The sequence below is a fragment of the Serpentinimonas raichei genome, assembly GCF_000828895.1.
Classification (GTDB): domain Bacteria; phylum Pseudomonadota; class Gammaproteobacteria; order Burkholderiales; family Burkholderiaceae_C; genus Serpentinimonas; species Serpentinimonas raichei.
Genome location: NZ_AP014568.1, coordinates 2,061,661 through 2,084,154, shown reverse-complemented (window position 1 = coordinate 2,084,154; position 22,494 = coordinate 2,061,661). Strand labels below are relative to the sequence as shown.

At 67.5% G+C, this 22,494-nt stretch carries 19 protein-coding genes and 1 tRNA gene; 13 read left to right on the top strand and 7 right to left on the bottom strand.

Annotation, left to right across the window (positions count from 1 at the left end):
• Genes urtC through urtE form a run of 3 tightly spaced genes read left to right on the top strand, consistent with a single transcriptional unit; the run spans position 1 to position 2,729 of the window.
• Positions 1-1,140, top strand: coding sequence for an urea ABC transporter permease subunit UrtC (gene urtC, locus SRAA_RS09710; RefSeq protein WP_045532391.1), 1,140 nt, complete (start codon positions 1-3; stop codon positions 1,138-1,140).
• Entirely contained in the window at positions 1,137-2,012 is an 876-nt protein-coding gene (gene urtD / locus SRAA_RS09705; protein WP_045532389.1) for an urea ABC transporter ATP-binding protein UrtD, read from the top strand. The genes urtC and urtD overlap by 4 nt, the downstream gene beginning before the upstream one ends.
• 12 nt (positions 2,013-2,024) lie before the next feature.
• A complete protein-coding gene (gene urtE, locus SRAA_RS09700; RefSeq protein WP_045532387.1) occupies positions 2,025-2,729 on the top strand; it encodes an urea ABC transporter ATP-binding subunit UrtE in 705 nt (234 codons plus the stop codon).
• Between the two features lie 34 nt (positions 2,730-2,763).
• On the opposite strand, the gene SRAA_RS09695 is transcribed toward urtE, so the two are convergent.
• Together SRAA_RS09695 and SRAA_RS09690 are read right to left on the bottom strand one after the other, a co-directional pair.
• Positions 2,764-3,594, bottom strand: coding sequence for an urease accessory protein UreD (locus SRAA_RS09695; protein ID WP_045532385.1), 831 nt, complete (start codon positions 3,592-3,594; stop codon positions 2,764-2,766).
• A gap of 165 nt (positions 3,595-3,759) precedes the next feature.
• Complete coding sequence (locus tag SRAA_RS09690) at positions 3,760-4,875, bottom strand: ABC transporter ATP-binding protein (RefSeq protein ID WP_045532384.1); 1,116 nt, start codon at positions 4,873-4,875, stop codon at positions 3,760-3,762.
• Between the two features lie 42 nt (positions 4,876-4,917).
• On the opposite strand from SRAA_RS09690, the gene SRAA_RS09685 reads away from it, so the two are divergent.
• Positions 4,918-6,558 carry an ABC transporter permease gene (locus SRAA_RS09685; protein WP_045532382.1) on the top strand — a complete coding sequence of 547 codons (1,641 nt, stop codon included), beginning with the start codon at positions 4,918-4,920 and terminating at the stop codon, positions 6,556-6,558.
• A gap of 104 nt (positions 6,559-6,662) precedes the next feature.
• Positions 6,663-7,901: an HD-GYP domain-containing protein gene (locus SRAA_RS09680; protein ID WP_045532381.1), complete on the top strand. Its 1,239-nt coding sequence runs from the start codon at positions 6,663-6,665 to the stop codon at positions 7,899-7,901.
• Positions 7,902-7,907: 6 nt separating this feature from the next.
• Here SRAA_RS09680 and SRAA_RS09675 read toward each other — a convergent pair.
• From SRAA_RS09675 to SRAA_RS09665, 3 genes are all read right to left on the bottom strand, one after another.
• A tRNA-Arg gene (locus SRAA_RS09675) sits at positions 7,908-7,982 on the bottom strand.
• Between the two features lie 39 nt (positions 7,983-8,021).
• Positions 8,022-9,212 (bottom strand): vWA domain-containing protein, encoded by a 1,191-nt coding sequence (locus SRAA_RS09670; RefSeq protein WP_045532380.1) that lies wholly within the window; start codon positions 9,210-9,212, stop codon positions 8,022-8,024.
• A 25-nt stretch (positions 9,213-9,237) separates the two neighbouring features.
• Entirely contained in the window at positions 9,238-10,080 is an 843-nt protein-coding gene (locus tag SRAA_RS09665) for an AAA family ATPase (RefSeq protein ID WP_045532379.1), read from the bottom strand.
• Positions 10,081-10,281: 201 nt separating this feature from the next.
• Between SRAA_RS09665 and SRAA_RS09660 the strand changes: the two genes are divergently transcribed.
• From SRAA_RS09660 to SRAA_RS12080, 3 genes are read left to right on the top strand one after another with little or no spacing between them, the layout of a single operon-like run.
• A complete protein-coding gene (locus tag SRAA_RS09660) occupies positions 10,282-12,372 on the top strand; it encodes a TonB-dependent receptor plug domain-containing protein (RefSeq protein WP_144318747.1) in 2,091 nt (696 codons plus the stop codon).
• A gap of 46 nt (positions 12,373-12,418) precedes the next feature.
• Complete coding sequence (locus tag SRAA_RS12525) at positions 12,419-13,369, top strand: type 1 periplasmic-binding domain-containing protein (protein ID WP_171820238.1); 951 nt, start codon at positions 12,419-12,421, stop codon at positions 13,367-13,369.
• A complete protein-coding gene (locus SRAA_RS12080; protein ID WP_052467553.1) occupies positions 13,366-14,721 on the top strand; it encodes a diguanylate cyclase in 1,356 nt (451 codons plus the stop codon). The genes SRAA_RS12525 and SRAA_RS12080 overlap by 4 nt, the downstream gene beginning before the upstream one ends.
• 11 nt (positions 14,722-14,732) lie before the next feature.
• Here SRAA_RS12080 and argH read toward each other — a convergent pair whose 3' ends face one another.
• Positions 14,733-16,217, bottom strand: a complete 1,485-nt coding sequence (argH, locus tag SRAA_RS09645; RefSeq protein WP_045532376.1) for an argininosuccinate lyase — start codon at positions 16,215-16,217, stop codon at positions 14,733-14,735.
• A 206-nt stretch (positions 16,218-16,423) separates the two neighbouring features.
• Between argH and SRAA_RS09640 the strand changes: the two genes are divergently transcribed.
• The 5 genes from SRAA_RS09640 (at position 16,424) to SRAA_RS09620 (ending at position 21,890) form a co-directional block, all read left to right on the top strand.
• Entirely contained in the window at positions 16,424-17,215 is a 792-nt protein-coding gene (locus SRAA_RS09640; protein WP_045532375.1) for a LytR/AlgR family response regulator transcription factor, read from the top strand.
• A 105-nt stretch (positions 17,216-17,320) separates the two neighbouring features.
• Positions 17,321-18,322 (top strand): hydroxymethylbilane synthase, encoded by a 1,002-nt coding sequence (gene hemC / locus SRAA_RS09635; RefSeq protein WP_045532374.1) that lies wholly within the window; start codon positions 17,321-17,323, stop codon positions 18,320-18,322.
• A 1-nt stretch (position 18,323) separates the two neighbouring features.
• A complete protein-coding gene (locus tag SRAA_RS09630; protein WP_045532373.1) occupies positions 18,324-19,136 on the top strand; it encodes a uroporphyrinogen-III synthase in 813 nt (270 codons plus the stop codon).
• Between the two features lie 215 nt (positions 19,137-19,351).
• A complete protein-coding gene (locus tag SRAA_RS09625; protein WP_171820237.1) occupies positions 19,352-20,548 on the top strand; it encodes a uroporphyrinogen-III C-methyltransferase in 1,197 nt (398 codons plus the stop codon).
• Between the two features lie 16 nt (positions 20,549-20,564).
• A complete protein-coding gene (locus SRAA_RS09620) occupies positions 20,565-21,890 on the top strand; it encodes a heme biosynthesis HemY N-terminal domain-containing protein (protein WP_045532372.1) in 1,326 nt (441 codons plus the stop codon).
• 19 nt (positions 21,891-21,909) lie between these two features.
• Here the strand turns inward: SRAA_RS09620 and SRAA_RS09615 are convergent, their stop codons facing one another.
• Complete coding sequence (locus tag SRAA_RS09615; protein WP_045533664.1) at positions 21,910-22,491, bottom strand: DUF2062 domain-containing protein; 582 nt, start codon at positions 22,489-22,491, stop codon at positions 21,910-21,912.
• Positions 22,492-22,494: the final 3 nt, after the last annotated feature.

The window sequence follows — 22,494 nt, the reverse complement described above, 5'->3', positions numbered from 1 at the left end:
ATGACCGACATGCCTCCCCCATCTGCATACAGCCCCTTGCATCCGCCCTCCAAGCCCCTGTTTGGCCGGGCCGGCTGGGCGGCTTTGCTGAGCGCTGCCCTGCTGGTGTGCGTGGTGGTGCCGGTGCTCAATTTGTGGGTGCCGTCAGACCATGCCCTGCACTTGAGCGATTTTATGGTGGGCCTGCTGGGCAAAATCTTGACCTACGCCATTTGCGCATTGGCCATCGGCATGATCTGGGGCCAAGCCGGCATCCTCTCGCTCGGACACGGCCTGTTTTTTGCTTTGGGCGGTTACGTAATGGGCATGCACCTGATGCGCCAGATCGGTGCCGATGGCGTTTACGGCAGCGCCCTGCCAGATTTCATGGTGTTTTTGGGCTGGACCGAATTGCCGTGGTATTGGGCGCTGTCGGACAGTTTCCTGGCCACGCTGCTGTTGGTCGTGCTGGTGCCGGGGGCGCTGGCGTTTGTGTTTGGCTATCTGGCGTTTCGCTCGCGCATCACGGGCGTGTATTTTTCGATCATCACCCAGGCCCTGACTTTGGCCGCCATGCTGCTGTTTTTTCGCAACGAAACCGGTTTTGGCGGAAACAACGGGTTTACCGACTTTCGGCGCATTTTGGGCTTTCCGCTGGCCACAGCCGAAATGCGCGTGATTTTGTTTGCGATTTCAGGTATCGTGCTGCTGGCCTTTGTGCTGCTGGCACGCTGGCTGTTGCTGTCAAAATTTGGCCGCGTCTTGCATGCCATCCGCGACGCCGAAAGCCGTGTCATGTTTTGCGGCTACAACCCCTTGCCCTACAAGCTCAGCATCTGGGTCATTTCAGCCGCCATGTGCGGTGTCGCGGGGGCGCTCTATGTGCCGCAGGTGGGGATCATCAACCCCAGCGAAATGAGCCCTGCCAACAGCATCGAGATGGCAATCTGGGCCGCTGTCGGCGGCCGCGCCAGCCTGATAGGACCGATCGTGGGGGCTTTTGTGGTCAACGGAGCCAAAAGCGTACTGACCGTGAGTTTCCCCGAGTTTTGGCTCTTTTTCTTGGGTGCCTTGTTTATCGTGGTGACGCTGTTCATGCCCAACGGGCTGGCGGGCCTGGCGCAGCAGGCTTGGAGCAAGCTCAGGAGGGTGCGCGCTTGAGCCCCGATTTGCTCGAACTGGGCGCACAGCGCATACAGGCCGCCCAAGCGAGAACGCAGACCGAGCCGGGTGGCTCGGGCGGTCGCGCAGCGGGCTATGCCCACCCCCTGCAAGCGGGCATGGTGGACGTCAGCCACGGGCGCATTCTCTACCTCGAAGACGTGACGGTGAGCTTTGACGGGTTCCGGGCGCTCAACCAGCTCAGTCTGGATATTGCGCCCGGCGAACTGCGCTGCATCATCGGCCCCAATGGGGCGGGCAAGACCACCTTGATGGACGTGATAACCGGCAAAACCCGGCCCGATGCGGGGACGGTCTATTTCGGCTCCACCATTGATTTGCTGCGCCACAGCGAGCCCGAAATCGCCGCCATGGGCATAGGCCGCAAGTTCCAGAAACCCACAGTGTTCGAGAACCTGACGGTGTTTGAAAACCTCGAACTGGCCTTGGCCTGCCACAAGGGGGTCTGGGCTAGCATGCGCTTCAAATTGAAAGCCGAGCAGCGGGATCGCTTGGCTCAGGTGCTGCACACGATCGAGCTCACCCAGCAATGCCACGCATTGGCGGGTTCTTTGAGCCACGGGCAGAAACAGTGGCTCGAAATCGGCATGCTGCTGATGCAAGAGCCCAAGTTGCTGTTGCTCGACGAGCCGGTGGCCGGCATGACCGATTCCGAAACCGAGCGCACGGCAGAGTTGTTGTCTAAGCTCAAGCAGCATCACTCCTTGATCGTGGTGGAGCATGACATGGGTTTTGTGCGCGCCATCTGCTCCAAAGTCACGGTGCTTTGCGAGGGCGCGCTGCTGGCCGAGGGCACGCTCGATGAAGTGCAGGCCGATGAACGCGTAATCGAGGTTTATCTGGGCCGATGAGGCAAGCCAGCCATGTTGATCATTGAGCAATTGCACCAGTATTACAGCGGCGCGCATATTTTGCGCGGCGTCAGCCTGCAGGCGCGCCGGGGTGAGATCACTGTGGTGCTGGGGCGCAACGGAGTCGGCAAGACCACTTTGCTCAAATCTCTCATGGGCTTGGTGCCGATCCGCAGTGGCCGCATCGAATTCGACGGCCATTCGCTGGTGCAGGCCACGCCCTACCAACGCGCCCGCGCGGGTATTGGTTACGTGCCGCAGGGTCGAGAAATATTTTCCCGCCTGACGGTGCAGGAAAACCTGCTCATGGGATTGGCAACCAAAAGCGCCAAGACACCCATTCCGCCGGTCCTTTTTGAGCTGTTTCCGGTGTTGGCCCAAATGAGCGGGCGTCGGGGGGGCGATCTGTCGGGCGGGCAGCAGCAGCAATTGGCCATTGCCCGCGCCTTGGCTGCCGCGCCCGGCTTGCTGGTGCTCGACGAACCCACCGAAGGAATCCAGCCCAATATCATCAAAGACATTGGCCGCGTGCTGCAGCATTTGGCCAAAAACGGACTCGACGGCCAGCCAATGGCAATCTTGCTGGTCGAGCAGTACTACGATTTTGCTGCGGCGCTGGCCAGCCAATTTGTGGTGATGCAGCGCGGTGAAGTGGTGGCCCAAGGCAGCGGAGAGGAAATGGAGATGGCCAACATCAGCAAATTGGTGGCCATTTGAGGCGCCCAGTCGTCACCGACCTCGGCGGCCCGGCTCAGGTCTGCCAGATGCGGGGCTCTGCCACCTGCGCCCCCCAAGCGCTGGTGCGCACGCTGCGCCAAGCGGCTTTCAGGGTTTGCATCACCGGCTCTACCAGCGGGCCCAGCGCCCGCAGCACCAGCACCCTGTCATGCGGGAAGGTGGCGCCAGAGTGGGGTGCGGCAGGGCTTTGGGCGGGCGTCTCCCGCACGGCTTGCAGCAGCGCCTCGCGCGCCTGCAATGGCCAAGGGCTGCCGCTGGCCAGCACCAAGGTACCCAGACAGCGCAAACCCGCCAGCCCCAAGGGCGAGTCGAGCAGGCGCTTGTCGAGGGCATCAAGCCGGCCCTGATCGAGCCAGCAATCCACGATTTCGATGCGTTGTTGCAGGCAGCCGGTATCAAAGGGCTGGCCCGAGACCGGCAGCCCCAGCGCCGTGACTTCCCATGCCAGCAGTTGGGCATCGGGTGCCAGTTCGGCGCGCAAGGAGTTGATGGCGTTGCAGCCAGGGTAGGCAAGGGTTTCCATGGGTAGCCATTCGAGCTTGGCCCCTGGTTCGAGTTGGATGCTGACGGATTGCGTGGCAACTGGCCCTGGCGAGCGGTAAAAGCGCGTGGCTCCTGGGGTGGTCAGCAGAGCGTGGCAATCGGCTTCGGCATGGATTCGAATATCCAGACGGTCGCCGCCCACGAGTCCACCCGGTGGATGGATCAAGACGTTGTGGCACAGGCCCGGCCCTTGCGGGTAGTGGCTGTGAAAAATGCGCAACGGCCCCAGATGCCTGTGCGCCACGGTGGTGGTTTCGTGGCGGCGCTGGTAGCGCAAGTCGAGCGTGGCGTTCCATGGCATAGGGGTGTGGGCTTGGAGGGTTGCGCGGGATGGGTTCTGTGCTGGGACAGCCCGCTTATAGGAAAGCAATTTTGGTGCCAGTTTGGATTTGGCTTATCCATGCTGCCGCACGCAGCAGCGCTCAATTGATGTGCCCACCGCCGCCGCCCCCACCGAACAGGCGGCTCAGTTGCCGTTGTTGCAGGCCACCGCCTGCGCCGGCGGTGCCCCGGCGGCGGAACCGCGCTCGAAGGTGACGACGTGATCGACCGCCGCCTTGATGCCGATCCACTCGCCCACGGCGTGGTCGTGGTGCGAGGGCACGTGCGTCATCACCGTTTCGCCGCTGGGCAGTTGCAGGGTGTAGAGGAATTCGGAGCCTCGAAACGATTTGCGCACGATGCGCGCTTTCACCGGTGCGTCGTCGTCGTGCAGGATGTCGTCGGCGCGCAGCAGCACATCGCACAGGCCGTCGGGGTAGGCGCTGGGCAGCGGGCACTCGGACACGTCTTGCAGCGCCCCCATCGGGGTCAGCACCATGATTTCGGGGCCTAGGCCCGAAATTTGCGCCGGCGCAAACACCCCATGCCCGATGAACTCGGCCACGAAGCGCGTGGCCGGGCGGTGGTAGAGCGTGTAGGCGCTGTCCCACTGGTGCAACTGGCCCTGGTGCATGACGCCGATCAGGTCGCCAATGGCAAAGGCTTCGAGCTGGTCGTGCGTCACCAGCAGCGCCGTGGCACCGGCGGCCTTGAGGATCGCGCGCACCTCGTGCGCCAAGCGCTCGCGCAGGTCCACGTCGAGGTTGGAAAAGGGCTCATCGAGCAGCAGCAGGCGCGGGCTGGGGGCCAGCGCACGCGCCAGCGCCACGCGCTGCTGCTGGCCGCCCGAAAGCTCGTGCGGATAGCGCCCGTGCAGCCCTTCCAATCCCACCAACTCCAGCACCTCCTGCACCCGGGCGAGGCGCGCGGGCTTGGGCAGGTGGCGCAGGCCAAAGGCCACGTTGGCGCGCACATCGAGGTGCGGGAACAGGGCGTAATCCTGGAACACCATGCCGATGCGGCGCGCTTCAGCCGGCACATGCAGCGCGGCGCTGCTCACCACCTCGCCGCCCAGCGCAATGCTGCCGCCGCTGGCGCGCTCCAGCCCGGCCACGGCGCGCAGCAGGGTGGTCTTGCCGCAGCCCGAGGGCCCGATCAGCACGCCGATCTGGCCCGCTTCGAGCCCGAAGGCCACCTCGCGCACCGCGGGCTGGGCGGATGGGGCGTACTGAACGGAAAGTTGGTTTAGGTGCAGAAACATGGTGCCTTATTGTAGATAATTGTCGTTCTCATTCAAACACCCATGCCTGCACCCCATTCCCCCCGTTGGCCGCGCCTGTCGGCTGCGCTGTTGCAAATGCTGCTGCTGGTGGTGGGCTTGGTGTTGGCGCTGCCGGTGCTGGCGCTGGCCATGGCTTGGTGGCAGCTCGATGCCGAGTCGATCGACTTGCTGCGCCACCTGGCCGATACCGTGCTGCCGCGCTACATCGCCACCAGCCTGCTGCTGTGCCTGCTGGTGGCGCTGGGCGCGGGGCTGATCGGCATGGCCACAGCCTGCGCCGTGACGCTGTACGACTTCCCTGGGCGGCGATTTTTTGAGTGGGCGCTGCTGCTGCCGCTGGCAGCGCCGGCCTATGTGGTGGCTTTTGCTTACACCGATTTTTTGCAGTTCTCGGGCCCGATGCAGGTGTTCTTGCGCGACACCTTCGGGCTGCAGGGGCGCTTGTTCCCGGAAATCCGCAACGTCTGGGGCGCGGCCTGGGTGTTCATCTTCACGCTCTACCCCTACGTCTATCTGCTGGCGCGCACCGCCCTGAGCGAGCGCGCCACCCAGTTGATGGAGGCGGCGCGCCTGCTCGGGGCCCCGATGCGGCGCCGCATCGTCGAGGTGGCGCTGCCGCTGGCACGCCCGGCGATTGCGGCGGGCATCGCGCTGGCGCTGATGGAAACGCTGGCCGATATCGGCGTCACGTTTTACTTCGGCATTCAGACTTTTAGCACCGGCATCGTGAGCGCCTGGAAGGTGATGGACGACCGCTACGCCGCCGCCCAACTGGCGACCATGCTGCTGCTCACGGTGGCGCTGCTGCTGTGGGTGGAGCAGCGGGCGCAGCGGCGCATGCGCTTTGCCGCGCCGCGCGGGGGCCGGGGTGGCCAGGCCGAGGCGCAGCCGGTGCGCCTGCAGGGCGCGGGCCGCTGGCTGGTGTGGGTGGTGTGCGGTTTGCCGATTTTGTTTGGCTTTGTGCTGCCGGTGCTGTTCATGCTGCGCCCGCTTATTGGCGGCTGGGATGTTTTGCCCTGGAGCGGCTTTCTGGAGTGGGCCTACAACAGCCTGTGGCTCTCGGGGCTGGCGGCGCTGCTGGCCAGCGCCATCGCGCTCGGCTTGAGCTTCATGCAGCGCGCCCAGCCCAGCCGCATCGGCGGCCTGGTCACGCGCGTGGTCAGCCTGGGCTACGCGGTGCCGGGGGTGGTGATCGTGATCGGCATTTTGCTGCCGGTGGGCTGGTTGCAGGCGGCGGCACCGGGCAGCGGGGTGGGTTTTTGGGTCACGGCCACGGTGCTGGGCATCGTCTGGGCCTACCTGGTGCGCTTCACGGCGGTGGCGCTGCAATCGGTGCAAAGCGGCTACGCGCGCATCCCCAACAGCCTCGACGACTCGGCGCGCATGCTCGGCAGCACCGGCCCAGCGCTGCTGTGGCGGGTGCACCGGCCGCTGCTGCTGCGCTCCATTGCCGCCGCCGCGCTGTTGGTGTTTGTGGATGTGATGAAGGAGCTGCCCGCCACCTTCGTGCTGCGGCCCTTTGGCAGCGACACGCTGGCGGTGGTGGCGTTCCAGTTGGCGCGCGACGAGCGCCTGGGCGAGGCCGCCTTGCCCTCGCTGGCGCTGGTGCTGGTGGGGCTGGTGCCGGTGATTTTGCTCAGCCGCACCTTGCGCCGCACCTGAGGCCGGCAAGGCACGTGTCTATCAGCGCACCGTGCCAAGGCCCGGTTTTGCCCCTTATACTGAGGCGAAACAGAGAGGAAGCCGGTTGGCCGGCACCGTTGCACATGCCCAAACCCAAACTCAAGAAAATTCCGGTGCGCGACGTGCGCCTCGGTATGTACATCGAGGCCTTTTGCGGCTCGTGGATGGATCACCCCTTTTGGCGCAGCAAGTTCGTCATCACCGACGCGCACGAGTTGCACCTGGTGCACGAGTGCGCGATCACAGAGGTGCTGATCGACGTCAGCCTGGGCCTCGATGTGCTGGCGCCGCCCGCCACCGCCGAGGCCGCCGGGCAGCCACAGACCCCGGCAGTGCCCCAGCCGCCCCCGGTCCCGGACACCGAGGCCGCCACCATGCGCGCCGAGTATCAGCGCGCCGCCGCCATCTGCAAAGCCGCCACCGGGGCGGTGCGCCACATGTTTGCCGAGGTGCGCATGGGCCGCGCCATCGACCAGGAGGTGGCGCGCCAGGTGGCCGAGGAGATCACCGATTCGGTGCTGCGCAACGGCGGCGCCCTCATCAGCCTGGCGCGCCTGAAAACCGCCGATGGCTACACCTACATGCACTCGGTGGCGGTGTGCGCGCTGATGGTGGCCTTGGCGCGCCAATTGGGCTTGAGCGAGGCCGAAACGCGCGCAGCGGGTTTTGCGGGCCTGATGCACGACCTGGGCAAGGCCGACGTGCCCTTGGAGATGCTCAACAAACCCGGCCGCCTGACCGAAGACGAGTTTGCCCAGGTGCGCCTGCACCCGGAACACGGGCACCGGCGTTTGCTGGCCGCCGGAGTCGATGACCCGATTGCGCTCGACGTCTGCCTGCACCACCACGAACGCATCGATGGCAAGGGCTACCCCAAGCAGCTCGCGGGCGAGGCCATCAGCCGCATGGCGCGCATGGGGGCGGTGTGCGACGTGTACGACGCCATCACTTCCAACCGGCCCTACAAAGAGGGCTGGGACCCAGCCGAATCGCTGGCCAAAATGGCGCAGTGGACCAACGGCCACCTCGATCCCGCAATCTTTCAGGCCTTGGTGCGCAGCCTCGGCATTTACCCCACGGGTTCGCTGGTGCGGCTTAGCAACGGCAAGCTGGCGCTGGTGGTGGAGCAGTCGGGCGCATCCTTGCTCAAGCCGATCGTCAAAACGGTGTACTCGACCCTCAGCCACGAGCGGGTGGTCCCCCAACGGATCGACCTTTCGGCACCGGGCAACCGCTTGCAAATCGAAAAGCGCGAAAACCCCAAAGACTGGCAGATTCCCGACCTCGACGCGCTCTGGATGGACGAGTTGGCGCAGCCCTGATCTGGGTGGTCCCACCGACAGGAATCGAACCTGTATTTGCCGCTTAGGAGGCGGCCGTTCTATCCATTGAACTACGGCGGGGGTGCGGCAAGGATTATCCCCGAAGCCCGCTGGCGGGCGCTATTTCGACAGCACCCGCATCGCCTCTTCGAGCCCGCGCAGCGTGAGCGGGTACATGCGCTGGGCCATGAGCTGCTGGATCAGCTCGATGCTGCGCTGGTAGGGCCACAGGCCCAACGGCTGCGGGTTGATCCAGGCGTGGCGCGGGTAGTGGCGCGTCAGACGCTGCAACCACTCGGCCCCGGCCTCGGCGTTGGCGTATTCGACGCTGCCCCCGGGTTGCAGGATTTCGTAGGGGCTCATGGTGGCATCACCGACAAAAATCAGCTTGTAGTCGCGGTTGTAGGTGTGCAGCAAATCGAGGGTGGCGGTGCGTTCGCGGTGGCGGCGCTGGTTGTGCTTCCAGACGAAGTCGTAGACGCAGTTGTGGAAGTAGTAAATCTCGAGGTGCTTGAACTCGGCCTTGGCGGCCGCAAACAGGGCCTCGACCTGCTGCACGTGCTCGTCCATGCTGCCGCCCACGTCGAGCAGCAGCAGCACCTTGACCAGGTTGTGGCGTTCGGGCACCTGGCGCAGTTCGAGCCAGCCCGCGTTGGCGGCGGTGGCGCGGATGGTGTCGGGCAAGTCGAGCTCGAGCGCGCTGCCTTGGCGCGCAAACTTGCGCAGCCGGCGCAGCGCCAGTTTGAGGTGGCGCGGCCCCAGCGGGGCGCTGTCGTCGTAGTCGCGCCAGAGGCGCTGCTCCCACACCTTGACCGCGCTGCGCTGGCCGCCAGCCCCGCCGATGCGGACGCCCTGCGGGTTGTGGCCGCCGTGGCCAAAGGGGCTGGTGCCGCCGGTGCCGATCCACTTGTTGCCGCCGGCGTGGCGGCCTTGCTGTTCTTCCAGGCGCTTTTTGAGCGTCTGCATCAGCTCGTCCCAGTCGAGCCGGGGGGCGTTGGCCTTTTGCTCGTCGCTCAGCAAGCGTTCGAGTTCTTGGCGCAACCAGTCGGCCGGGATGTCGCGCGTGCCCTCGCTGGTCAGCGCCTGCACGCCTTTGAAGTGGGCGGCGAAGGCGCGGTCGAAGGGGTCGAACAGGGTTTCGTCCTTGACCAGCGTGGTGCGCGCCAAATAGTAGAAATCGTCGAGCGAGCCGGCTTCGGGGTTGGCAGGGCCGACCACGCCCGATTGCAGCGCCTGCAGCAGCGTCAGGTATTCGCGCACCGACACCGGCAACTTGGCCGCGCGCAGGGCGTAGAAAAAATCGATCAGCATGGCCGGGTGGCGCCGCGGGGCCGCCTTAGCGGTGGCGCTGGTTCATGAACACCAGCCGCTCCAGCAAACCGGCGTCTTGCTCATTTTTGAGCAGCGCCCCCACCAGCGGCGGCACCACCAGTTGCTGCTCTTTGCCCAGCAGCGCCTGGGGCGGAATGTCTTCGGCCAGCAGCAGCCGGATCCAGTCCAGCAGTTCCGAGGTGCTGGGCTTCTTCTTCAGGCCCGGCAGTTGGCGCAGCTCCAGAAAGGCTTTGAGCGCCGCCGTCAGCAGCTCGTCTTTGAGGCCGGGGAAGTGCACGCCCACGATGCGGCGCAGCGTGGCCGGTTCGGGGAACTGGATGTAGTGGAAAAAGCAGCGCCGCAAAAAGGCGTCGGGCAGCTCTTTTTCGTTGTTGGAGGTGATGAACACCAGAGGCCGGTGCCGCGCCCGGATGGTCTGGCGCGTTTCGTAGCAGTGGAACTCCATGCGGTCGAGTTCGCGCAGCAAGTCGTTGGGGAATTCGATGTCGGCCTTGTCGATTTCGTCGATCAGCAGCACCAGCGGCTGCTCCGCCGTGAAGGCCTGCCACAGCACGCCTTGCACGATGTAGTTGCCGATGTCGTGCACACGCTCGTTGCCGAGCTGCGAGTCGCGCAAGCGGCTCACGGCGTCGTATTCGTACAGGCCCTGCTGCGCCTTGGTGCTGCTCTTGATGTGCCATTGCAGCAGCGGCAGGCCGAGCGCGGCGGCCACTTCTTCGGCCAGCAGGGTTTTGCCGGTGCCAGGTTCGCCCTTGATCAGCAAGGGCCGCTGCAAGGTGATGGCGGCATTCACCGCCAGCATCAGATCGGAGGTGGCGACGTAGTTTGGGGAGCCGGTGAATTTCATTGCAAGGCAAAAGGGGTTTTGGGGGCGCGGGCGGGAGGGCCGGGTGGCGCCGAGCAGGTGAGGCAGGAAAGCGGTGGAGTTTGCCACGACCCAGCTTAAGGCAGGTTGCACGGTGGGCTATGGTAGCGCCTAAGCGTAGCGCCTAAGCGCCGATAGGGCATAGAATGATAGATTCAACCCTTTAACTTGCCTGTGCGCACCATGGAGCCAACCCAACCCATACCGCAGCCAGCCGCTGCCTGCCTGCGGCTTTGCCGTCGCAGCGGGGGCACCGGTTCGGCTTTGCGCGCACCGGTGCATGCGCTGGCTTGGCTGGCCTGTTTGGGCCTGCTGGGTTTGGCGGGTGGGGCGGTGCAGGCCCAGCCCATGCCACCGTTGGAACTGCTCGCGCAAGCCGAGCCCGATTTTTTTTCCGATCAGCCGCCGCAGCAGGTGTTGTCGGTGACGCGGCTGGCGCAGCCGCTGGCCGACGCACCCGGTGCCGTGACGGTGCTGGACCGCCAGACCCTGCGCCGCTCCGGCGCGCGCACCGTCACCGAGGCGCTGCGCCTGGTGCCGGGCTATATGGTGGCGGGCTACAACGGGGCCAACCTGATGGCGGCCTACCACGCCCCGATCGATGAATACGGGGTGCGCAGCCTGATTCTGGTCGATGGGCGCTCGCTCTATAGCCCCAGTTTTGTGGGTGGGGGGTTTCGAGCCCTGAATGCGCTGCCGATCGAGGAGGTCGAGCGCATCGAGGTGCTGCGCGGCACCAACTCGGCCGCCTTTGGGGCGCACGCGCTGTTTGGCGTCATCAACGTGGTGACGCGCCACACGCTCGACACCCTCGGGCAGGCGCTGGTTTTCAACGCCGGCAACGCCGGCGTGGCCGATGCCTACGCCCGCTTTGGCTGGGGCGCACCGGGGCTGTCGCAGCGCCTGAGCGTGAGCCGCAGCGCCGACCACGGCCTGCGCGACCTGCACGACAGCCAGCAGCGGGTGCAGGTGCTCTGGCGCGCCGACCTCAAGCCCAGCCCCGCGACCGAATGGATGCTGCAAGCCGGCTTGAGCGAATGGGATGCCGGCGACGGCTTCCCGGCCAATGCAGCCGATCCGCCGCGCGACATTGCCCTGCGCAAATCCCACGCGCTGCTGCAATGGAATCACGCCCCACAAGCCGAGGCCACTTGGAAAGCCACCCTGTCGTGGGACGAAGAGCGCTTTGCCGACCGGTTTGTGTACCGTGTCCCGGTTAATGGGTTGGGTTTCCCGGTTCCTTACGTCCCAATCGACGTCAATCTGGGCTACCAGGAGCGGCGGCTGGCGCTGGAGTTGGAGCATACGCGGGTGCTGTCGCCGAGCTGGCGCTGGGTGCTGGGGGGTGGTTTGCGCGACGACAGCAGCTTTTCGTCGGCGCAGTTTGCCACCACCGAGCGCGTAGCGGTGCGCGATTGGCGCGTGTTTGGGCATGCCGAATGGGCGCCCGCCCCGGGCTGGCTGGTCAATGCGGGTCTGTTTGCGGGCTATCGCAGCGACACCGGCAGCTACCTGGCCCCGCGCCTGATGGTCAACCACGAAATCGCGCCCGGCCACACGCTGCGCGCCGGTCTGACGCGCGCCGAGCGGCCGCCGCTAATATTTGAGCGCAGCGCCGATGCGCGCTATTTTTTGCCCGATGGCTTCTTTCCCGCTGGCAGTTTCGTTAACACCTACATTCCCAACCCGGCCTTGCGCAACGAGGTGCTGCATACTAGGGAATTGGGCTACCACGCCAGCTTGGCCAACGGTCGCGTCAACCTCGACGTGCGGCTGTACGAGGAGCGCCTGCACAATTTCATCCAGTTTCTCGCCATCCCCCAGCCCGCCCCCTTTCCTGATCAGAGAAAGTACGAGAACGCGCCTGGCTTTACGCTGCGCGGGCTCGAGTACCAGCTCATCTGGCGGCCCAGCGAGCGCACCGAATGGCGGCTGAACCAGTCTTTCAACCAAGTGCAGTGGCACCAGCCCGGGCCGATCGGGCGCGAGCCGCCGTCGCGCATGAGCACCGTGGCCTGGTTTCAGCGCCTCGACCACGGCTGGGGCCTGTCGCTGATGCTGCACGAGCGCTCGCCCATGTCTTGGCGCGGCGCGGCCAGCGCGGTGGGTTCCAGTACGCGTGTCGATGCCCGGCTGGCGCGCGAGTTCGATTGGGCTGGTGCGCGCGCCGAAGCCGCCTTGGTGGTGCAGTCCCTCACCGGCGACATCGACGAGTTTGTGCCCAACCGGCCCAGCAACCGGCGTGCCTATGCGAGTTTGCGCCTCGAATTCTGATCCCGCAGAACCCGGCCGACGCATCGCGATGCTGGCCGGGGCGGGCTTGCTCGGCCACCTCGCCAGTGCCAACCTGTGGGCGCAAGGGGTGGCCGGCGCCATGGCGCCGCCCGCTGCAAGCCCGGCCCCGCTGTGGGTGGTGTTGTCGGAGCGCAACGCGGCCCAAGAAGAGGCGCTGCGCGTCCTGCGTGGCGGCACGGCGCTGCCCTTGCAAGCCGGTCTGTGGTCCGATTGGGCGCAGTGGGAGCAGTTGGGTTCGGGTGCGGCCCTGATGCTGTTGGGTGTGCGCGCGCTGGCGGCTTGGGGGCAACGTCAGCCCCCCCTATTGCCCGGCGTGCCTTGGGTCGCGGGCTTGTTGTCGCAGTCGGCGTGGGCGGGCTTGCCGGCTGCGCTGCGCAACCATGCGCATGCGGCTTGGCTGGATCAGCCGCTGCCGCGCCTGGCCGAGCTGCTGCGGCTGGCCTTGCCCGATCGCTCGCGGGTTGGGGTGCTGTTTGGCCCCGCCACCCGGGCGTGGCGCGAGCCCTTGCGCGAGGCCTTGCAGCAGCGCCAGTGGCAGATGCAGGCGGCCCAGTTGCACGAATCCGACGGGCCGGCCGAGCTCTTTGCGGCGCTGAGCCGCGTGCTCGATGGCAGCGAGGCGTTGCTGCTGTTGCCCGATGCTCAAGTGGTGCAGCCGAGCCAGTTCCAGAATCTGCTCATCGCCGCCTACCGCCAGCGCCTGCCGGTGGTGACGTTTTCGCAGGCCCATGTGCGCGCCGGGGCCACCTTGGGCCTGTTCACCACACCGGCCCAGGCGGCGCAGCAAATGCTCGACTTGCTGCGCCATGCGCAACAACCCCGGGCAAGGCTGCGCCAGCAATGGGCGGCGCAGTTCGAGCTGGCGATCAACGAACCGGTGGCGCGTTCGCTCAACCTGCAACTGCCTGCGGTGGCCATGCTGGCCGGGGCCCTGATGCAGCGCAGCGGCAGCGCGCACGAGGAGGGCAGCCGATGAGCCCCGACCCGATGCTGCGTCAGATGCGGCTGCGCCTGTGGCTGGCGGCCGCCTTGCCGGCGGTGCTGGTGGTGCTGGTGCTGTTGGCCTTGTTTGTGCAGCGCCATGGCCACGAACTGCTGCAAGCCAAGCAGCACCAGGCGCAGGCAGTGGCCAAGCAACTGGCCAGCCAGGCCGAGTTTTCTCTGTTTGCCGCCGACGTGCAGACTCTGCAGCGCCTGGCCGCCACCACCAAAGACAGCGACGATGAGATTGTGGCGGTGGCGCTGCGCGCAGCCAACGGGCAGTTCCAAGCCGGTGCAGGGCGCTTTGGTGCCGCCTTGCCCGATTTCACCGGCAACCGCGTGCACCTCAACGGCGAGCGCCTGTGGGTGATCCTCGAGGTGCGCTCCGACTTGATGGCGGTCGATGACCCGCTGGCGGCTGGCTTGCTGGAGTCGGGGGCGGCGGATCCGGTGCTGCTCGGTTTCGTGGCACTCGAATACGATTTGATAGCGCTGCAGCGCAGCAGCCAGAAGCTGCTGCTGTGGGCGCTGGCCGCCACCGGTTTGGCCTTGATGCTGGCGGCGCTGCTGTCGGCCCTGATCGCTTCCAGCGTGACGCGGCCGGTGGCGCACATCAGCGACGTGGTGCGCCGCATCGGCAGCGGGGAGCTGCAGGCGCGGGCCGAACTGACCCGAGCCGGTCCGATGGCCCAGTTGGCCCGCGGCATCAACCGCATGGCCAGCCAGGTGGCGGTCACGCAAGAGGAGCTCAAGCTGCAGGTGCAGCAAGCCACCGACGAGCTGCGCCTGCAAAAACTGGAGGCCGAGCGCACCGCGCGCACCGATGGTCTGACCGGCTTGCTGCGCCGGCGCGCCTTCATCGATCTGGCCGAGGCCGAAATCCAGCGCAGCCTGCGCTACCAAGACCCGCTCTCGTTCATCATGTTCGACGTGGACCATTTCAAGTCCATCAACGACACCCACGGCCACGCCTGTGGCGATGCGGCCTTGGTGCACCTGGCTGATTTGCTGCGCCAGCAGATGCGCGACTCCGACCTGCCGTGCCGCTGGGGTGGTGAAGAATTTGTGGTGTTGCTGCCGCGCACCAGCGCCGACGTGGCGCGCCACGCAGCCGAGCGCATCCGCAGCCACTTCGAGGCCAACCCGGTGCGCTGGGAAGCGCGCAGCCTGCGCGTAACGGCCAGCTTTGGCGTGGCCGCCTTTGATGCGCGCGACCTCAGCCTCTCGAGCATGGTGGCGCGCGCCGACGCCGCGCTGTACCGCGCCAAACGCAGCGGCCGCAACCGGGTCGAGGTGGCGGAATACGAAGGCTGGGCGGCGGGGGGCTTCGAGCAGCCAGCGGCTTAGACGGGCTGGCCTTAGCTTGGCTGGTTTTGTGGCCCCGTGGACCCCAGCCCCAGCCGGACGCGCTGGCGCGCCAGCTGCAGCCGCACCTGGGCCGGTGCGGTGCCGCCCACGGTCTGGCGTGCCTCCAGCGAGCCGCGCAGGCTCAGCGCTTCGTACACGTCTGGCCCGATCAGCGGGTGAAAACCCTGCAGCACCGCCAGCGGCAGCTCGGCCAAATCGCAGGCGTGGCTGCTGGCGGCCTTGACGGCGTGCGCCACGCACTCGTGCGCGTCGCGAAAGGGCAGCCCTTTTTTCACCAAGTAGTCGGCCAGGTCGGTGGCAGTGGCGTAGCCCTTTTGCGCCGCCTGCTCCATGGCGGCGGCGTTGACGCTCAAGCCCCCTTGCTTGAGGCCGGTGGCCGGGTCGGGCTGGCCGCCGATCATCTCGGCAAAGATGCGCAGCGTGTCGCGCAGCGTGTCCACGGTGTCGAACAGCGGCTCTTTGTCTTCCTGGTTGTCTTTGTTGTAGGCCAGCGGCTGCGCTTTCATCAGGGTGAGCAGGCCCATCAGGTGCCCGACCACGCGCCCGGTCTTGCCGCGCGCCAGTTCGGGCACGTCGGGGTTTTTTTTCTGCGGCATGATCGAACTGCCGGTGGTGAAGCGGTCGGCGATGCGCACGAAGCCAAAGTTCTGGCTCATCCAGATGATCAGCTCCTCGCTCAGGCGGCTGATGTGCACCATGCACAGGCTGGCGGCGGCGCAGAACTCGATCGCAAAGTCGCGGTCGCTTACCGCATCGAGGCTGTTTTGGCACACCTGCGGCTGGCCGTGTTGATCGACCATGCCCAGGCTGCGCGCCACGCGCTCGCGGTCCAGCGGGTAGCTGGTGCCGGCCAGCGCGGCGCTGCCCAAGGGCAGCCGGTTGGTGCGCCGGCGCACCTCGGACAGGCGCTCGGCGTCGCGCGCAAACATCTCCACATAAGCCAGCAGGTGGTGCGCAAAGCTCACCGGCTGCGCCACTTGCAGGTGCGTAAAGCCGGGCATGATGACCTCGACGTGGCGCTCGGCCACCTCCAGCAGCGCGCCTTGCAGCTCCAACAGCAGCGCCTGCAGGGCGTCGATCTCGTCGCGCAGCCACAGCCGCACGTCGGTGGCGACCTGGTCGTTGCGGCTGCGGCCGGTGTGCAAGCGCTTGCCGGCGTCGCCCACGAGCTGCGTCAGGCGCGCCTCGATGTTGAGGTGCACGTCTTCGAGCTCCAGCTTCCAATCGAAGTGGCCGGCTTCGATTTCGGCCGCGATGGCGGCCATGCCGCGCTCGATGGCGGCTTGGTCGGCGGCGCTGATGATGCCTTGCGCCCCCAGCATCTCGGCGTGCGCCAGGCTGGCGCGGATGTCGGCGCGCCAGAGGCGCTGGTCAAAGCCCACGCTGGCGGTGTAGCGCTGCACCAGCGCGCTCATGGGCTCGCTGAACAGGGCCGACCAGGCTTGGGTTTTGTTGTCGAGTGGGTTGGCAGTCATGGGCGGCGCAAGGGAGGCAAAATTGGTGAAAATGGGCCGGTCCGGGTTTGGACGCACGGGGCGCGCAGGGTGAGGGGCCTGCGGGTGGCGGCCCGGTCGGTTTTCTGGGTGCTGGGCTGGGCGATTTTACGTGGCCCAGCAGGGCTTGTGCGGTGGGCTGCCACAGGCTGCTTGGCCGATGGCTGCTTGGATGCAGGAGGGCTGTAATGGTTTGGCGGGTGTTGCTGGTCGATGACGAAGCGCTGGCGCGGGCGCGGCTGCGGGCGCTGCTCGATGAGTTGTGCCAGGCGGGTGCGTGTGTTGTGGCCGAGATAGGCGAAGCGAGCAACGCGGTGCAGGCCATGCAGCAGCTGCAGCACGCCGCCTGGGATGTGCTGCTGCTCGACATTCAAATGCCCGGCCTCGATGGGTTGCAACTGGCCGAGCGCTTGCGCCACTGGCCCGGCGACTGGCCCGCGTCGCCCGCGCTGGTGTTCGTGACCGCGCACACCGAGCACGCGCTGGCGGCCTTCGAGCTGCAAGCCATCGACTACCTCACCAAACCGGTGCGGCGTGAGCGGCTCCAGCAGGCGCTGGACAAAGTGGCGCGCTGGCGGCTGGTGGCGGACACGGCCAGCGCCACAGCGAACGGGGCTGCACCGGCCCACCCCCCCGAGGCGCTCACGATCCACGAGCGCGGTGGCTTGGTGCGCGTGCCGCTGGCCGACATCCTCTACCTCAAGGCCGAGTCCAAGTACCTCACGGTGCGCACCAAAGCCCAAGCCTACCTCTACGAGGGCTCGCTGAACGAGCTCGAGCAGGCGCACCCCGGGCGCTGGCTGCGCATCCACCGCAACGCGCTGGTGGCGCGGCACCGCGTGCGCGCGCTTGAAAAAGCCGGCGCGCACTGCGGCCACGACGAGCCCGAGGGCTGGCTGCTGCGCCTCGACGGCGTGCCGGAGGCGCTGGCGGTCTCGCGGCGCCAGTTGCCGCTGGTGCGCGAACTGCTGGGCGCCTAGTGGTTGGTTGCACCAGGCGCGGCGGATAATCGCGGGTCAGCGAACACCTAGCGTGCGCCGCCCCCTCGATTCGTACCCCGACCCCTTTCTTGCAGCGTGCCCCCCATGACCCTTGCCGCCCCCCGCACCCTCACCATCGCCACCCGCGAAAGCCGCTTGGCGCTGTGGCAGGCCGAACACGTGCGCGCCTTGCTGCAGCAGCACGGCCATGCGGTCGAGCTGCTGGGCATGACCACGCTGGGCGACCAGATTCTGGACCGCTCCCTGAGCAAGGTGGGCGGCAAAGGCTTGTTCGTGAAAGAGCTCGAGCTGGCGCTGGAGCAGGGCCGCGCCGACTTGGCGGTGCATTCGCTCAAAGACGTGCCGATGGAGCTGCCGACTGGTTTCGAGCTGGCGGCGGTGTTGCAGCGCGAGGACGCGCGCGACGCCTGGGTCTCGCCGCACTGCGCCGGGCTGGCCGAGCTGCCGCACGCCGCCGTGGTGGGCACCTCCAGCCTGCGCCGGGTGGTGCTGCTGCGCGCCCTGTTGCAGGAACTGGGCCGCAGCGACGTGCGCATCGAGCCCTTGCGCGGCAACCTCGACACGCGGCTGCGCAAGCTCGATGCGGGACAGTACCACGCCATCGTGCTGGCGGCGGCGGGCCTGATGCGGCTGGGGCTGGAGGCGCGCATCCGGCACCGGTTCGAGCCCGAGCAGATGCTGCCCGCTGCCGGGCAGGGCGCGCTGGGCATCGAAGTGCTGGCCAGCCGCCCCGAGCTGGCGCAAGCCCTGCAGCCGCTGGCGCACGGCCCGAGCTGGGCGGCGGCGGCGGCCGAGCGCGCCGTGTCGCGCACCTTGGGCGGCAGTTGCTCGATGCCGCTGGCGGCCTATGCCACTTGGGTGCAAGCGCCCGCGCAGGAGCGCCTAGAAGCCGGGGGCACGCTGCAGTTGCAGGCCGCCTGGGGCGAGCCGGAAGGCGAGCCGCTGCTGCTGCGCGCCAGCGCCAGCGCTAGGGTCGACAGCCTGGCGGCGGCCGATGCGCTCGGGGTGCAAGTGGCGCAGCAGTTGCAACGCGCCGGGGCCCGGGGTTCGGGCCCTGCCGGCCACGCCAGCGCCCCGGCGGCTTGATATGCCAGCCCTGCCCACGCCCCCCGACGCACGCGCTGACAGCCGCCCGGTGTTGCTCGTGACCCGGCCGGCGCACGAGGCCGGCGTGTGGTTGCAAGCCCTGCACGCGGCGGGCTGGACGGCGGCGCAGGCACTGCCCCTGATCGACATCGCCGCGGCCACCGACCAGGCGGCGCTGCAGCAGGCGCGTTTGCAGGCAGCGGGCTGCGACGCCCTGATGTTCGTCAGCGCCCAGGCGGTGCGCGGGTTTTTCGGCTCCGAGGCGCCACTGGCCGCACTTGCGGCGCGCTGCTGGGCCCCCGGCCCCGGCACGGCGGCCGCGCTGCAAGCGGCTGGGGTGCCGTTGGGGCAGATCGACCAGCCGCCGTCCCACGCGGCGCAGTTTGATTCCGAAGCCCTGTGGGCCGTGGTGCAGCCGCAACTGCACCCCGGGCACCGGCTGCTGGTGGTGCGCGGCCAGTCGGCCGACGGCCGCAGCGGCCGCGATTGGCTGGAGCGGCAGTGCCTGGCACAGGGTGGGCGCGTGCACGCTTGCGTGGCCTACCGGCGCAGCGCGCCGCAGTGGGATGCGGCCACCGCGCAACGGGTGCGCGAGTGGGTGCGCAACGGGGCCGTGTGGTTGTTCAGCAGCTCTGAGGGCTTGCAGCATCTGTCCCGGTTGCTGCCAAGCCAGTCGTGGGCGCAGTCGCGTGCGCTGGTGTCGCATCCGCGCATCGCCGTGTCAGCACGGCAAAGGGGTTTTGGCGAAATAATCACCCATCGGCCCGCGCTCGACGATTTGTTGCGCGCCCTGTCTAAACTGCCCAATCCATGACCGACCCGTCTTCCCCCGCCACGCCCGGCTCCCCTGGGAGCTCCGTGGCTTCTGAGCCCCCACCCCCGCCCCCTGTTTCGGGAGGCTCGGGCAGCGCCAGCGCAGGCGTGACACCGGCTGCGCAGGGCGCGCAATTGCAGCGGCTTGCTCGCCCGGGCTGGCCGGCGCCGCCGCATTGGCTGCTTTGGCTGACCTTGGTGTTGGTGCTGGCGGGTATGGCGTGGACCTTTTCCGTGGTGCAGCGCATGGAGCGCAGCGAGCAGGAGATGGCCCGCCGCGCCGCTGACAGCCTGGCCGAGGCGGTGGCCGCGCGCGAGCTGGCTGCGGCGGCCGAGGCCCAGTCCAAAGACTTGGCGGCGCGCTTGGGCTTGGCCGAGTTGCGTTTGTCGGAAGTGGCGCTGCAGCGCAGCCAGCTCGAAGAACTGATGCTCGCCGTGGCGCGCACGCGCGACGACAGCCTGGTGCACGACCTCGAGGCCAGCGTGCGCTTTGCCCAGCAGCAAAGCCAGCTGTCGGGCAGCGTGCTGCCGCTGATTTCAGCGCTGCGCGGGGCCGAGCAGCGCATTGCCCGCGCGGCCCAACCGCGCCTGAACCCGGTGCAGCGCGCCATCGCAGCCGACATCGAGCGCCTGCAGGCCGCCCAATGGGTCGATGTGCCCGCGCTGGCTCAGCGGCTCGATGGCTTGGCGCAGCGGGTGGACCAATGGCCGCTGCTCAATCAGCCCTTGCCGTCATCCATGGCCTATCCATCCGTTGGCGAGCCGACCGCGCAGCGGATGGCCCCAGCAGGCCGGGGCCTTGAGTCGGCGCAAGCGGGGCAAGCGCCGCTGGCCACGGCCGCTGCACAAGCCGTTGTGGCGGCGCCAGAAGCCTTGCCTGCAGCGGCGCCGCCAGTTCTTGGCTCAACAACCGCCCCTGCTGTCGTCCCCGCCGAAACCGCTGCGGCAGCGCCATCCGAAGCCATCCCGGCAGCCAACGAAGCCGCTCCAGTGGTTGCCGAAACGCCGATTTGGGAGCGTGCCTGGGGCTGGGTCGGGCAGACGGGCAGCGGGGCGGTTTCATGGCTGTGGCAACAGGTGCGCCAAAGCGGCGCCGACCTGGTTCGCATCAGCCGCATCGACCAGCCCGAGGCCGCCCTGCTGGCGCCCGAGCAGGCCTATTTTTTGCGCGAAAACATTCGCCTCAAGCTGCTCAGCGCCCGCTTGGGGCTGATGGCGCGCCAATTCGATGCCGCCCGCGCCGATGTGCAAACGGTGCAGACGCTGGTGCAGCGCTACTTCGACCCCGCCGCCACCGAAACCCAGCGCGTGCTCGACACCTTGGCGCAGTTGCAAATCGATATGCAGCAGCCCGAACTGCCCCGCCCCGACGCCACGCTGGCGGCACTGCAAACCGCCGCTGGCGGCCGCTGAAAGGGGCCACGCCACCATGAAAAACGTGATCTGGTTCTTGCTGCTGGCCGCTGTCGCGGTGGTGGCGGCTTTGCTGGTGGGTGACAACCAGGCCGTCGTGAGCGTGTTTTGGGCGCCTTGGCGCATCGACATGTCGCTCAATCTGGTGCTGATCGGTTTGCTGTTGGGCTTCGTGCTGCTGCATCTGGCGCTGCGCGGCATTGCCCTGCTGCGGGGGCTGCCGCAGCGGGCCCAGCGCTGGCGCCTGCGGCAGCAAGAAAAGGCGGTCTACGTCGGCTTGCTCGAGGCCCTGATCCAGCAGCTGGCGGGTCGTTTCGTGCGCGCGCAAACCAGTGCCGAGCAGGCGCTGCAGGCGCTCGAGCGCCTGCCAGCGGCCACGCTCGCGCACCAAAGCCGCTGGTTGTTGCTGGCGCGCCTGCTGCTGGCCGAGAGTGCGCACAGCTTGGGCAATACCGGGCGGCGCGATGCCGTCATCGAGGCGGCGCTGGCCGAGCCCTCCTCCGATGCGGCGGCGGTGCGCGAGGCGGCCCTGTTGCGTGCCAGCGCCTGGGCCATCGAGGCACGCGACCCGGTGCAGGCGCGCACCTGGTGGCAGCAGTTGCCGCAAGGCGCGGCGCGGCGCATCCAGGCGCTGCGGCTGCGCCTGAAGCTGGCGCAACTGGAGCGGGACAGCCCGGTGGCCATCGACACGGTGCGCCAACTGCGCAAGCACAAAGCCTTTTCGACTGCGGCCGCCGCCAGCTTGCTGCAGACGCTGGTGAGCGAGGCGCTGCAGCAAACCCACGACGCCGAGCAGTTGCTGCGCGTCTGGAAGGGGCTCGATGCCCGGGAGCGCGCCGACGCCGGGCTGGCGCTGCAGTTTCTGCGGCAATGGGTGCGGCTGCGGCCAAGGGGGGTGGGGGCTGCCGATGGCGTTGCCGGCGCAGCGCAGGCCGCGGCCGGGCACTTGCCAGAAGGCAGCCGCTGGCGCGACGAGGCCCTGCAAACCCTCATGGGCGCCTACACGCAACTGGAGGGCGCCGCACAGCACCGAAGCATCCGGGTGCTGCAAGATTTGCTGCCCGAACTCGATGCGGGCTGGCTGGCGCAATTGGACGCAGCGCAGGCGGCCCGCCCGGCCGATGCGGGGCTGCAATACCTTGCCGGACAGGCGCTGATGCAGCGCCAGCTCTGGGGCAAAGCGAACCAGATGCTGCAGCAGGCCAGCCGCAGCCTGCAAGATGCCGGGCTGCGCCGCCGCGCTTGGCGCGCCTTGGCGCAATTGGCCGAGCAGCGCGGCGATGAGGCGGTGGCGCAACAGGCCTGGAAGCAGGCCGCGCTATGCGAAGAAGCGGGGCTTTGAAGGCGCCCGCAGACCGACATCAATCGGGGTTGCGCATTTTGCGCAAGCGCTGCCGCCGCGCCAGCCGTACCCGCAGTGCCCAGATCGCGCTGACCCCAAAATACACCGTCAAACCGAGCGTGACGGCCAGAATCGACAAGCCCACGATCAAGGGCTTGCCGATTTCACCCAGCCTGCGCCAGCCGCGCTCGATTTGTTGCGTCAGGGTCAGGTCGCGAGATTGCGCGTGGTCTTGGGCCTTGCGCTCGACGATGCGCGCCAATTCTTCCTCGGTGGCGGCGTCTTCTCGCAAAATGACGCGGCCCAATTCGTAGGCCGCGTAGTAAACCGGGGCGAAGGTGATGGGGTTGGTCACCAGCGTGCTGGCCGCCGCTGCGGGCAGGTGGGCGCGCAGCAGCACCGAGGCGATGGCCGAGGCAGGAATTTGCGCCACCGGGATCAAAAGCCCAAAAAAAACCCCGATCGCCATCCCCAGCGCCACGCCCTTGCGGCTCAGGTGCCACAGCCGTGGATGCCCCAGCCACGGCCGCAGCCAGCGCAGCCAGCGGTTCTGCAGCAGGCTGTCCTTGGCCGGCATGAGTTTTTTGAGGCGCTCGAGCATGAG